Annotated in this window: 16 protein-coding genes; 3 read left to right on the forward strand and 13 right to left on the reverse strand. The window is 58.9% G+C overall.

Annotated elements, in window-relative coordinates:
• Together ACUH78_RS17940 and ACUH78_RS17945 are read left to right on the forward strand one after the other, a co-directional pair.
• Positions 1 to 299: transposase domain-containing protein (locus ACUH78_RS17940; RefSeq protein WP_510497587.1), on the forward strand; the 299-nt coding region annotated here is incomplete at its 5' end.
• Complete coding sequence (locus tag ACUH78_RS17945; protein WP_445334188.1) at positions 299 to 808, forward strand: hypothetical protein; 510 nt, start codon at positions 299 to 301, stop codon at positions 806 to 808. The genes ACUH78_RS17940 and ACUH78_RS17945, both read left to right, overlap by 1 nt.
• 39 nt (positions 809 to 847) lie before the next feature.
• Here the strand turns inward: ACUH78_RS17945 and ACUH78_RS17950 are convergent, their stop codons facing one another.
• Complete coding sequence (locus ACUH78_RS17950; RefSeq protein ID WP_445334187.1) at positions 848 to 2296, reverse strand: PcfJ domain-containing protein; 1449 nt, start codon at positions 2294 to 2296, stop codon at positions 848 to 850.
• A 723-nt stretch (positions 2297 to 3019) separates the two neighbouring features.
• A complete protein-coding gene (locus ACUH78_RS17955; protein WP_048704290.1) occupies positions 3020 to 3661 on the reverse strand; it encodes a YkgJ family cysteine cluster protein in 642 nt (213 codons plus the stop codon).
• A 309-nt stretch (positions 3662 to 3970) separates the two neighbouring features.
• Between ACUH78_RS17955 and ACUH78_RS17960 the strand changes: the two genes are divergently transcribed.
• Positions 3971 to 5056 carry an IS5 family transposase gene (locus ACUH78_RS17960; protein ID WP_445334186.1) on the forward strand — a complete coding sequence of 362 codons (1086 nt, stop codon included), beginning with the start codon at positions 3971 to 3973 and terminating at the stop codon, positions 5054 to 5056.
• 200 nt (positions 5057 to 5256) lie between these two features.
• Here ACUH78_RS17960 and ACUH78_RS17965 read toward each other — a convergent pair whose 3' ends face one another.
• The 11 genes from ACUH78_RS17965 to ACUH78_RS18015 all read right to left on the reverse strand — a co-directional run.
• Positions 5257 to 5724, reverse strand: a complete 468-nt coding sequence (locus ACUH78_RS17965; protein ID WP_445334185.1) for a zinc-finger-containing protein — start codon at positions 5722 to 5724, stop codon at positions 5257 to 5259.
• 115 nt (positions 5725 to 5839) lie between these two features.
• Positions 5840 to 6109, reverse strand: a complete 270-nt coding sequence (locus tag ACUH78_RS17970; RefSeq protein ID WP_445334184.1) for a hypothetical protein — start codon at positions 6107 to 6109, stop codon at positions 5840 to 5842.
• Complete coding sequence (locus ACUH78_RS17975; protein WP_445334183.1) at positions 6093 to 6290, reverse strand: hypothetical protein; 198 nt, start codon at positions 6288 to 6290, stop codon at positions 6093 to 6095. The genes ACUH78_RS17970 and ACUH78_RS17975 overlap by 17 nt, the downstream gene beginning before the upstream one ends.
• Positions 6287 to 6592 carry a hypothetical protein gene (locus ACUH78_RS17980; RefSeq protein WP_048704286.1) on the reverse strand — a complete coding sequence of 102 codons (306 nt, stop codon included), beginning with the start codon at positions 6590 to 6592 and terminating at the stop codon, positions 6287 to 6289. Before ACUH78_RS17980 ends, ACUH78_RS17975 begins: the two co-directional genes overlap by 4 nt.
• Before the next feature lie 119 nt (positions 6593 to 6711).
• The gene (locus tag ACUH78_RS17985) at positions 6712 to 6951 is read right to left on the reverse strand and encodes a hypothetical protein (RefSeq protein ID WP_041647768.1); all 240 of its coding nucleotides are present in this window, start codon (positions 6949 to 6951) and stop codon (positions 6712 to 6714) included.
• Between the two features lie 127 nt (positions 6952 to 7078).
• Complete coding sequence (locus ACUH78_RS17990; RefSeq protein WP_041647770.1) at positions 7079 to 7303, reverse strand: hypothetical protein; 225 nt, start codon at positions 7301 to 7303, stop codon at positions 7079 to 7081.
• A 192-nt stretch (positions 7304 to 7495) separates the two neighbouring features.
• Positions 7496 to 7900 (reverse strand): cell wall hydrolase, encoded by a 405-nt coding sequence (locus tag ACUH78_RS17995; protein WP_445334182.1) that lies wholly within the window; start codon positions 7898 to 7900, stop codon positions 7496 to 7498.
• 198 nt (positions 7901 to 8098) lie between these two features.
• On the reverse strand, positions 8099 to 8713 hold the full coding sequence (locus ACUH78_RS18000) for a hypothetical protein (RefSeq protein WP_445334181.1): 615 nt from the start codon (positions 8711 to 8713) through the stop codon (positions 8099 to 8101).
• Between the two features lie 204 nt (positions 8714 to 8917).
• The gene (locus ACUH78_RS18005; RefSeq protein WP_048704276.1) at positions 8918 to 9898 is read right to left on the reverse strand and encodes a hypothetical protein; all 981 of its coding nucleotides are present in this window, start codon (positions 9896 to 9898) and stop codon (positions 8918 to 8920) included.
• A 442-nt stretch (positions 9899 to 10340) separates the two neighbouring features.
• Positions 10341 to 11012 carry a hypothetical protein gene (locus ACUH78_RS18010; protein ID WP_445334180.1) on the reverse strand — a complete coding sequence of 224 codons (672 nt, stop codon included), beginning with the start codon at positions 11010 to 11012 and terminating at the stop codon, positions 10341 to 10343.
• A 12-nt stretch (positions 11013 to 11024) separates the two neighbouring features.
• A partial coding sequence (locus ACUH78_RS18015) for a type II toxin-antitoxin system VapC family toxin (protein WP_445334179.1) occupies positions 11025 to 11409 on the reverse strand: 385 nt, incomplete at its 5' end.

Here is an 11409-nt window from a genome sequence, read left to right on the forward strand (position 1 = left end):
ATGCGCTGTCGAACTGGACGGCGCTCACCGTGTTTGCCGACAGCGGTCTCCTCGCCCCGGACAACAACGCCGCCGAGCGGGCGATGCGACCGGTGGCGATCTCGCGGAAGAACTGGCTGTTTGCCGGAAGTCCACGTGGCGGACGGGCCGCTGCCGTGGCACTCTCGCTGATCGAGACAGCGCGGTTGAACGACATTGAGCCCTACGCCTACCTGAAGGATGTGCTCACGCGCCTGCCCGGCCACCGCATGGACCGGCTCGACGAACTGCTGCCGATGAACTGGAAGCCCGCGCTCTGATGGATCCCGCCACCCTCCAAGCCCTCAGCCGTGCAAGCTCGCTCGAACTGTTCCACCTGTCGCGCGTGATCGAGCGCCTGATGTCGGATCCGTCGCGGATCGTGCAGATCCGGCTGCATCTGAACCTGGGGCAACGGGTACGCTTCGTGGACGGAAAAGCGCCGGGCGCCGCGCTGCAGCTTCGAAGCGGCACCGTGGTGGCGATGAAGGACACCCAGCTCACTGTGCAGGACGACGCCACCCGTGCGACCTGGACGCTGCCCTACGCAGCAATCGAGCTCCCCGCCGACAGCCGGGCAGAGCCCCGGTCGCCGACGCCTAGGTCCGCCCAACGTCCCACCCGCGAGGACTTCCGCGTCGGCGATCGCGTCAGCTTCGAGGACCGCCACCTGCAGACGCGCATCGGCACCATCGTGCACATCAACCAGAAGACGGCCAGCATCGACTGCGAAAACGAGCCCGGCTGGCGCGTGTCGTTCGCACTGCTCAGGCACGTCGTCGATCTCTGAAGCCCCCGGCTCCGCGGGGGGACGGGGTTGCTCGGACGGTTACCTCGCCTCGATCAGCCCGTACACCCACTGGCCATGCTCGCTAGCGAGCTTTTGGACAACCTGCACCACCCCAACCTGCTCCGCAAGCGAATTCCTCATCTGCACTCTCGACATCAAGCCACGATGCCGGTCGCACACCGCCAGGAATCGATCCATCTCCTTCACCGAGACCTTTTCATGCGCCATCTCAATCACCGAAGAGGACGGATGCGCAGGCCAAATGTGAATGTGCCCCGTGATCGGCTCGAGCGAGACAGGATCGACCCGCAGCAACGCGGCCGCTCTTGCCTTAACTTCAGGCTTATGGGGCCGCAGAAACACCGCGGCGAGCCGAGCGTATTCGGCGACGTGGCGCCTTGACGCAAGCCGCAGAAAAGATTCATCTGGCAAGCGCTTGGGCTCAAGCGAGAACACCCCTCCCGACCGACCTTCCTCACAAAGCGAGAAATAGGGTGAAAGCGTCGATTCGTTGTCCCTCGCCTTTTGAGCGAGAAGCTTGCCGAAGCGCCGCTGGCCATAGAGCGTCCCCATCGCTGAACGAGGATCACTGGCACCCAATGTCGCAAGCGAAGCGATCATCTCGTCTTTCTGCCCTTTTCCCCGCTCGGTTTGCGCCTCCGCGACCTTGAGCCTCATGATCGCACCAGCCAGCGTGCGAAAAACCCGGTCCTGATCGACATACACGTTCTCGAGCTCACCCAGCTTCTTGGCCAGACGAATCGCCGTGTGGGCTGGCGTGTGCGTGCTTTCGACCTCGATCTGCCGTGTCGCCAAAAACCGCTCGAACGCAGGCGTCCAAACCAGCTTCCGCTCGACAAGATCGATCCCAACCTGGACGCAATTGAAATCGAAGGACCGAAGGATCGAGGCTGTCAGCTCAATCGGCTTGTTGCGAGCGTACTCGTCAATCTGAACCAGATTGAGCTTATCCATCCTGGACGAACTCAACACCCTGTACCGCGGCACCACACGAGCATTGATCTGCTCGTAATCGACCTCGCCCACCACGTCGGCCATCTGGACGGTTTTAACCCGACTGCGGACTTCCGTGCTCTCGAAATGATGACCAGCCGCAGGGGCAAAACAATCGACATCGTTGTAGACCCCTCCTCGTCCCCCGAAGAACAGGTCTTGGACAGCGCTGGACACTGCCTGCCCCGCGATACACCCCCCATCCCGATAGCCATCGTGCCTCGAGGCGATATGGAACAACTCCTCCACATCGACAAACTCTCCAAGCGCCGCCAGGATCGGCTCGACGCTCGCACCGGAGAGTGTTCTCCTTACAGCTTGAAGTTTCTTCATTTCGATCTCCATGTGAGGTTGGAACTGCACATAGGAGATGTGCCCAGCCACCTCAGAAAAGCCTATCGAAACGAGAATTTCCGTCAAATCGAAGACCAAAAACAAAGCGACGCCCCAGAGAAGCTGACTCGGACCGGCCAAGAAACCTCCTTCCTCCTGCCCTGCCCATCAAAAAAAGGGCCGCCCTCCTTTCGCGCCTTGGGGGCACTTCAGGAGGGGCTGGATGCGATTCTTAGGCACTTCTGCTCCTGTGGTCGGACGCGGCCTTGCTCCGCGCCGAGGGGGCGCTTCGCAAGGGCAGGAAGTATTGCATTTGTGCAACCCATACCTGTTGCGCGCTGTGTGGCGCGCGCCAGAGCCGGAAGATTGCCTTATTTGCCGGTTTTCCCATGGGATAAGCCCAAAAAGCTGTTTGGCAAAGGGGTGTTGCGGAGCTCGAGCGCACGGCGAGATTGCCTGCTTAGGTGAGGGATGCAATGACGGGTGAAAAGCGTTGCGTTACGGTAACGAGGGTGTAGAATAACCGTTACGGTAACGAATTAAGGGGATGGCGAGGATGACAAGGCCGAGGACCGGGCAAGCCCTGACTGTTGCAGAGCGACAGCGGCGGTTTCGACAAGCGCAAATGGAGCGAAAACGATCTCTCGAGGCGCAAGTTCGTGCCTCAGAGGTCCGGCTCGGCCAGTACAGCACGGCGCAGCTGGGCGAACAGATTGCGGTAATGAGCGATCGCTGGAACCCGGAACACAAGAGCGTTCGGGATAGGGTCCTTGTTTTGGCAAGGCGCCTCAAGGTGATCTGAAAAAAGCCGGCACCAGAACGGGAGGTTCAGGGCCGGCTTTGGTACTCATTGAGTCCTGGCAGTCAGCACTGTCTTCCTTGCGGGAAAAACAGCCTGATGTCACCTTCGTCTCTGCTCATCTGGGCGGCGATCAGGCCGTAGATCATCCAGTACGACTCCAGATTTACGTTCGGGACGATGCTTTCCTCCGGCGCGATGCTTGTTCGGCAGAAATAGCCGTCGCGATCAAGGGAGAAGTGCAAGCGACACGCGACGGGTCGATGGTCATAGATGCTGCAACCCCCGTTCGAAAGGAACGGACACGGTTCGCCAAAGTAGTGCTTCACCAGTGCTTCTCGGTCTCCGTGGCTGCTAACGTTGGTCGCAGGTTCAACGCCGATGGCCCTACCAATGATCTGCGCCTCGGCACCACTGAGACCGACCGAGATGTGACAGCAAGAGGAGCACGCGTGCTTGCATCCGGCGTGGGGTGAGATCGCGGCCGCGATCACATCCGCAAATCGTAAGATTCTCGCGAAGCGGCTCTTGAGCGAAGCGTTCTCGTTAGCGATCTGCAGGAGCTTGTCCTCGATCGTCAGAAAGTCTGGGTTGTCTTCCAGGATGCGCGAGAACGCACGTTCGGCGATAGGCCCAACGGCTTTCTTCCTGTGCAGGTACTCCATCTTGCCGTGGAGCTGAACGGGCTGGTCGGTTGTGGACTCCATGTCTGGATTCTCCTTGTGTGCGGGTTTGGACTGCAAGCAGGAGATGAGCAACAGCCCATGAGAAAACCCCCGTGCCAGCAGGCGACGGGGGTTAATGGGTAAGGATCAGAGCAGGCAGTCGTCAGAAAGCTGCGACCTTCTGGCCACGCAAAGTTCGATCACGCGTTGGCAAGTTGCGACGTCGAAGGCGCCAAGGTGTGTTTCTTCGACGCTCAGCCCTAGCAGGCTGTTGATTTAGCCAGATCCGAGCAACGGCAAGGCTTTTCGGGGCGTTAAAATACGATTTGCATTACCACTTCAATAATTCCGATGCGCGGCACCGACCACAAACAAAGCCCCCTGTTCAGCTACGTCAATCTCGAGGATCGAATTCCCCGAGACCACCCGCTGCGCCGCGTGAAGGTGCTCGCCGATTTGGTTTTGCGCTCGATGTCTGCGCAGTTCGATGCGCTTTATGCCGAAGGCGGACGCCCCTCGATTGCACCGGAACGGCTGCTGCGTGCCTCGCTGCTGCAATGCCTGTTTTCGATCCGCTCGGAGCGCGCGCTGGTCGAGCATATCGATTTCAACATGATGTACCGCTGGTTCGTCGGGCTGACGCTGGACGAGGCGATCTGGGATCACTCGACGTTCTCGGCCAACCGCGAGCGCCTGCTCAAGGAAAGCGTGATGCGCGAGTTCTTTGGCGGGGTTGTGGCGATTGCCGAATGGGCCGAGCTGGTCTCTGACGAGCATTTCAGTGTCGATGGCTCGTTGTTGCGGGCCTGGGCCTCGCACAAGAGCATGGCTGCACGCGACGGCTCGGACGAACCACCCGGACCGGATCAGGGGCGCAACCCCGAGGTCGATTTCCGAGGCAAGAAACGCTCGAACGCGACGCATGTTTCGCGCACCGACCCCGAGTCCCTGTTGGCGAGCAAGGGCGGCGGCATGGCGTTTCTGAGCTACACCACGCATGCACTGGCCGAGAACCGGCACGGACTGATCGTCGATGTGCACACGACCCCGGCCACCGGGACGGCCGAACGTGAGGCCGCGCTGGTGATGCTCAAGCGCAGTGTCAAACCGGCGCGCGGGAGCCACAAACCCACCGTCGCTGCAGATCGGGGTTACGACACCGCCGAATTCGTGGGCGCCCTGACGGCACTGGGCATCGCCCCGCATGTGGCCGCCAAGACCCAGGGCAGCGCTGTGCCCGAGCACATCAAGGCCACCGAAGGCTACAGGGTCAGTCTGCGTCGGCGGAAGATGATCGAGGAAGCCTTCGGCTGGGTGAAGGATATCGGCATGCTGCGTCGTTTGATGGCGCGCGGCCTGGACAAGATTCGCGCGCATGCGCTGCTCAATTTCGCTGCGTACAACCTGACGCGATTGGGCAATTTGTTGGCGTCGTAATTCGCTGGCGCTCGCGCGCCATTCGACGTGCGGCATGGGATAGGAAACAACGTCTTTGCAGCGACGGGAGCGCTGCTGAATTGCGGTAGCGGAATCGGCTCGAAAGACGGCTGGAAAGTGCTTCATGCCAAACCACGCCGGGGTTCTTCAGCGTCGATTTTTCCCAGCCAAGCTGGAAACCGAAGGTGACGATGCAATTTTCAACACCCTGCTAGGGACTCAGCGAGCCAGGCGTAAGCCTTCCGCCGTGAAAGATCGCCTTCTTGCCAGAACGGGTCGAATGCTGCATGTGCGGCCCTGCGAGCGCGACGCGTCGGCTCATCGGCAAGCGTACCCTTTGGGCGCGTGCCGTTTCCCCAGCCGAGACCGGCCTTGTGCGTCCCAACATAGGCTTTGCAGTGATCGCAAAGCCAGAAGTTGAGATCATGCAGGTCGGGGCGATGTGGGTAGATGACTTGGCCTGTCACCAGCATGGCACGCCGGCTGCAGTACGGGCAGGTCACTGGCTGACGCTCCCAAGGCAAAAATTTAGCCTGTGGCTTGCTGTTCTTCGTTGCCTTCTTCTTGCTGTTTTGCTTCTGTTGAGCGGCGATCCGTTCTCGCACACCCCGCTTCCACTTGGACGACTGATTGCATTTGGGGACAGGCTTCTTTTTCGTGCTGGTCATGGCACATCTCCTTGTTGGTTAGGACTGCACGGAGAGATGTGGCGAGGAGCATGTGAACTACCCAAAGGCCGAAAAAAAACGCCAGACCGGGCTGGCGTTTTTTGGCTCGAACGTATCAGGCGTTCAATGTTCGGATGCGATGAGCAAGGATGTCTCCCAGATCATTCGGCTCCTTGCTTTCTTTAAGACAGATGGCGATACACCGCTCTCTCTCTGCACTCTTACCTTTGTTTCTTTCGACCTGATCAAGAAACGGCTTCAAGTCAGAACGAACGTGAATGCCCATGACGAGCTGCTGAAAATACATCTCGGCGCGGTTTTCAGATTGAGTGAGAGCTCTCTGAAGCCGGTTTATTTCCTCTTGAAGTTCAGCAGTGCTTGGCATGAGGCATCTCCATTTTCGACGGAACCGTCAGGGCAGCAACTTCAGCCTGAGCCTTGAGTAGGGCTTCGGTGAAGGTATCTGCCACGACCTTTCGAAAGCGCAGACTGTCAGGAGGTACATCGGCATCGGGTTGAACCCGTTGGCCGACCCTGTCACGCACATCAATGATCCAGGTTGTCATTTACGGAAGTCCTCGATTGCATGGTCTCTTGCGGCCGACTCACGGATGTGGAGGCCGCGGCGACGTGCTGCGATTCGCTCAGCAATGCGCTGACGGGCAGCTGCACGGTCTTCAGCAAAGGTGGGAAACTGCATCAACAGTTGATGGCGCAGTTCTCGTTCTTCGGGCGTCATGAAATCGATGTCGGCACCACCGACGGCCCCTGCGAAGTCGGGCGCTGCGCCCAACCTTCGCTCACGTGCTATTGCGGTAAGTGCGTCGAGCTGGCTTCTGATCGGCGCAAGTTCGGGGGTGTTGGACATGCTCATCTCCTTGTTGGGTTGTGCTGCAAGGAGAGAGATGTGCTCAGGGAGAAGCGAAAAAAAATCGCCCTCGTGATGAGGGCGACGTTGGATCGATGTGCCGGATGGCGACAACGGCTTCAGTCGAAAATACGCTGCGCCTTCGCTTGCAGCGCATCGCCGGCGAGCTCACCGGTTGCCGCTTGTTGCGCCACCTCTACGCACGCAAGCAGGAACGGCATCATTTCGTGGGCACGCGCGATGAACAGCGCGTTACCCAGCGCGGAACCTCCGTGCTCATGGCACAGGCCGTTTTCATCCAGGCGGGCGACGACGGAGCGAAGGCCATTGCCAGTAATCGAGATGGTCGGCTTCGTCATCGAGGCCTCCGCATGCCAGCTGCCCTTGGTCGTAGCATCAAAGGCACAACGGAGGGCGTGGATTGATTCCGGTGTAATCCAGAAAACAGGATCAGAGACAGTATTCATTGCGATTCCTTTGTGTCGGTCAAGACAGGGTGCGAAGCACGGTCTGTGGTGCGATGCCGCGATTGATCATCAGACGGGACACAACACAGCGTTCTAAGGGCGTGAAATTGGCAGCCAGCAGGTGCGCGACCTCGATCTGTCCCTTTTCCACGTACTGAATGAGACGTGTCGTTGTGACCAGTACATCGTTGAAGTGGTGGGCCGGACGCAGACCTGCGCCGTCACCATTGATGAGGGTGAGCACGATCTTCTCCTTGCGTGATGGGTTGAACTGCAAGGGAGAGATGCCCAGGCGGAGAAGGTAAAAGGCCGTAATTTCCTGGTGTCCAGATAAGCGCCTAGCAACGCGCAGACAAGCGGCTTTTTCTTTCTTCTGAAATGAAAAACCCCTGCGAATCCATCAAGGAAACGCAGGGGAGCAAAGGTCAAGACCACATCATCGGTAGAAGACGTGACTCCCGATCTGGGCGACCTGACTGAAGGTCGAAGCCCATCGTGGTGCGACGTAGTCGGCATGGTAGTGGGTAGCGCCGCCAACCACGTTCCGCCCTCTTCCTTGGAGTGTTCGGCGAGCGATCTTCTTCGCCAACTCCCATGCCTGTGCTTCTCTCGGCATGTAATTCTCTGCCCGAGCTCGACGAATCTCGGGCGTAGGCGCTTCAACCAAGGGGTTTGTCCACGAGAATTGCCGTGGCTTGAACACGGTGTCACACACTTTGGCCGGATCATGCTCGGCCCGGTTCATCGTCACCTGGGCAACGGCCCATTGGCCGATCTCCGGTTCGCCCCTCGCCTCATGGTAGATGTTCAGTGCAAGGCATGTGATTGCCATCTCGATCATGTCGATCTCCTTGTGGGTTAGGTCTGCCCCGTGGAGATGGCTTTGCGAGAAAGGGAAAACGGCCTGTGTTTTTGTGCCGATTACATGAGCGATACTCCGCGCGCAGATGAGTTGGCGATTTTTTCCGCTGCGTAGCGCCTGAGACGGAAAAATCCCCCGACAGCCAAGCTGTGCGGGGGAGGGGTGCTTGATGACGGATCAGGACTCAGGGCAATCGGACTTCAGTTCGCTGGCCAGTGCGCACATCGCGTTCTGCCAGGCTGCTTCGTACGAATCGAACACACTTTCGCTGGTTTCGACCTCAACCCAATCTTCACGGTAGAGCGACCACCAATACTTGCCTTCCAGTTCGGCGCCGTCGACTTCGTGCCCTCGGTGGACCCGATAGCCGAACTCTGCAGCGGCTTTCCAGAATGGAGCTTCGCGCAAGCCCAACACTTCAAGCGTTGGGCGCCCTTGGCCAAGGAGAAGGTCGGTAATGCTATCGACGGCATCGACGCCACCGATCTCCTCATCGCGGTCGATCGCTTCTCCAAACTGGGCTTCTAGTGAGAGAACAACCTTCGCGGCCGAATCGAGCTTGATCAAATCCTGACGAAAATTGACAGAGCCAAGCTCGGTGAGCTCACTCTCGATCTGCTGGGCTTGTTGCTGCAGCGAGTGCAGAGACAGGCTGTGAGAGCTGGTCTGTCCATCATGCTCGATGATCTTGCGTTGCGCTTCGATAGCGGCATAGCAACTGGCGCGAAGGTCCAGCAAGTGCGTGTAGCGGATCAACCGCGTTGCGATGATGGTGACGGGTTCTTGCTGCATGAGAATTCTCCTTGAAGGGTAGATGATTGAACTGCCCTGTGGAGATGCGCACCGGTTGATGCGAATTGGCGTTACTGGAAGTCATAAAAGCAATTCAAGCGCGCTTAAATAGGCGAGCCGAAACGATCAGCTAATCGTCTAGTTCTCGCGCAAGCCAACAAAAATGACCGTCACACCCGCGAGGGAAGTGACGGTCTGGATGGCTTACGCGGCAACAGAGATCGTGTCGATCGTCGTCACCTCGATAGGCGTCACCTTGAAGTAGGACTTCACGATGCCGTACACCTTGTTGATGCTCCAGTGCCAGCGTGCTTCCCCGGCAAAGCCCGTCGCGTTGGCGGGTACCACCAGGTAACCATCGTAGGCATCCATGTAGCCCGCGCCGTTGAGCACACCGTCGTGCAGACCGATGTGAACCTTGCCCTGGGCTGTGCTCCAGAACATCGGCTTGGTGCAATCGTGCTCGAAAAGCGCCCGCACGTTGATCTGTGCGTGCGCCATCGGGACGGCCCAGGTGTAGCCGTTCTCGATGATTGACACCACCTCTTCGGGCGAAAGCACCGTTGGACGCTGAGGATCAGCTTCGACTTTCCAGCGCAGATCCGCGGTGTGCTCAACGAAAATCCGTCCCTCAGCGCCATGCGCCATGCAATACGCGCGAAGCGACTCACTCGAGCAGTTGCCCAGCTTGAGCAACTCGATCAACCAACGGCCAGGCTGCACCTCTTCGATGTAGTTCGAGTTATAGCGCTGGCTGCGCTGCCCGAACTCCTCCATCAGTTCATCGAGACTGACCCCGTTCCATCCCGGCACCCAGCACAATTCGCCATGCAGGCCGTTTGGGATGAGATCGAAGGCCCGCTCCCGGTGGGCCTGGATGTAGGCCTGGTGCATCTGCTCTTGCACCTCGTAAGAGACACAATCAAAGGTCATCCCTTCCTGGCGTGCAGCCTCCAGGAACTCGGCTTCCCATCCCTCGCTGAGTTCGATCACCAGATCGATCAGGGCGTCACGGAAACGAGCGTTGTCCCATTTGCTCTCGACCTGCACCCGCTTGAGCGAGATCCATCCGGCGATGAGCTTGTCGGCCCACGCATCCGAGAAGTGATAATCGTCGGGGTAGATGCAATACGCGGGCAGTGCCTTTGCGGTTTCGATGTACTTGCGGTGTTTCTTGCTGTTCATGGTGCTCTCCTTGTAGGCAATGGGTTAGTGCTGCCTGAAGGAGATGCACAGGGCGTGCTGAGAATCTGGCGACGTTGTCTGAAAAGGGCGTGTTTTCTAGCGCGCAAAAGAGCGCGTACAAGCAAGCAAAAGCGCGGCGTTCTTCACAAAAGAAGCACCAAGCCAGCGCTCATTGACGTGCCACTCCTGGTGACCTAGAGTTCTGCTCAACACGGCCCCTCTCGGTGACCCTGCTTCGGCGGGGACGCTGCTGAGGGGTTTTTTATAGATTCTTCCATCGGAATCCAGCCGCCAAGATGAGCGTTGGCGAACGTGCAGATGCACGGTGATTTCTAGCCGAAAAATCAGCGGATAAACAGGATAAGAAAACGTTGAGTGCAGCAAGGGCGACGATCGCCGGCGCATGCGAGACCGGGATCTCGAGGGTTGCCCACCCCAAGGCTCACCACCCCGGGTAGAGCGCATACAGCCGGGCCCAGTCCTGTAACGCGCCGTTGGTCTTGAGGATCTCGATGCCTTCAGCGGCATGCCATTTTTTCGGCACGCGTACCATCCAGTAACGGTCATCGGACTGAAAGTAGAGCTGCAGGATCGTTGCCACCAGTAGTTGGCGGTACGTCGGCAGCTTCCGATAATAGGATCGCCACTGATCCAGTGCTCCAGGGATCTCTGGATTGTCTGCGTTACTCCAGTCGAAACCGCGGGGGCGCATGTAGTAGTGCTCACCGCGGCTGCCGTAGGGTCGATCGACGCGTTGGAAGAACGCCCCAAGGTCGAAGCGCTCGATCATCGACCACAGGTGGGTGCCGAACGGTTCGGGGTTGCTCCAAGAGCCAGGTTCGAGATCGAGCCCGCAGACCGCAGCCAGTGCCCGAGCCTCGATCTCGTCCATCGAAGGCCGCTTGTGAATGAGGTCGATGAAGGTGAATTTCGGAAACCGTCCCGTGGCGAATGTGGGGGATACCTGTGCGTAGCCAACAACTGCCACTGGAACGAGTGAGTGATGGATGTATGCCGTCTCAGCCTGATGGATGTCGACGAGCTCGACCTGGTAGGTACCAAGTGCCAGGCCGAGGCTATCGAGGAGTTGGGCAACAGGGGGCGTGGGTTGCATGGCGATCTCTTTTCAGTGGGCCAATTCGTAAGCGATCCCGAGCCGGGCAGTTGCGCTGCCGAGGCGTCGATCGCGCGTCCAGAGCCGGGTACCTGGTGATAGCTTGGTCGCTGCCAGCAGGTGCGCATCGGTATAGCCGACGCCCAGCCCGAAGAGGGCGTGATCGCCGATGAAGCGAAAGACTTCGTCGTCGGTGGCCACGATCGCAGGCGGCAGATTCTGCATGGCCTCGAGCACGACTGCCCGATGCTTGAGACTGCCGAGTGCGATCTCGCCCAGCACATGGGGATGCATGCACACCCGTCCTTCGTTCAAGAGTTCGGACAAGTGCGCTTCGGTGCTACGCAAGTGGTCGATCCAGACCGAGGTGTCCACCAGGATCATTCGTCGTGTTCCG

It is taken from the genome of Thauera sp. ZXT1-4 (genome assembly GCF_052598215.2).

Bases quoted from the DNA above. Each gene is read 5' to 3' on its own strand.
- ACUH78_RS17945 (WP_445334188.1), top strand. From the start codon at position 299: ATGGATCCCGCCACCCTCCAAGCCCTCAGCCGTGCAAGCTCGCTCGAA.
- ACUH78_RS17955 (WP_048704290.1), bottom strand. From the start codon at position 3,661: ATGGAGTCCACAACCGACCAGCCCGTTCAGCTCCACGGCAAGATGGAG.
- ACUH78_RS17960 (WP_445334186.1), top strand. From the start codon at position 3,971: ATGCGCGGCACCGACCACAAACAAAGCCCCCTGTTCAGCTACGTCAAT.
- ACUH78_RS17965 (WP_445334185.1), bottom strand. From the start codon at position 5,724: ATGACCAGCACGAAAAAGAAGCCTGTCCCCAAATGCAATCAGTCGTCC.
- ACUH78_RS17970 (WP_445334184.1), bottom strand. From the start codon at position 6,109: ATGCCAAGCACTGCTGAACTTCAAGAGGAAATAAACCGGCTTCAGAGA.
- ACUH78_RS17975 (WP_445334183.1), bottom strand. From the start codon at position 6,290: ATGACAACCTGGATCATTGATGTGCGTGACAGGGTCGGCCAACGGGTT.
- ACUH78_RS17980 (WP_048704286.1), bottom strand. From the start codon at position 6,592: ATGTCCAACACCCCCGAACTTGCGCCGATCAGAAGCCAGCTCGACGCA.
- ACUH78_RS17985 (WP_041647768.1), bottom strand. From the start codon at position 6,951: ATGACGAAGCCGACCATCTCGATTACTGGCAATGGCCTTCGCTCCGTC.
- ACUH78_RS17995 (WP_445334182.1), bottom strand. From the start codon at position 7,900: ATGATCGAGATGGCAATCACATGCCTTGCACTGAACATCTACCATGAG.
- ACUH78_RS18000 (WP_445334181.1), bottom strand. From the start codon at position 8,713: ATGCAGCAAGAACCCGTCACCATCATCGCAACGCGGTTGATCCGCTAC.
- ACUH78_RS18005 (WP_048704276.1), bottom strand. From the start codon at position 9,898: ATGAACAGCAAGAAACACCGCAAGTACATCGAAACCGCAAAGGCACTG.
- ACUH78_RS18010 (WP_445334180.1), bottom strand. From the start codon at position 11,012: ATGCAACCCACGCCCCCTGTTGCCCAACTCCTCGATAGCCTCGGCCTG.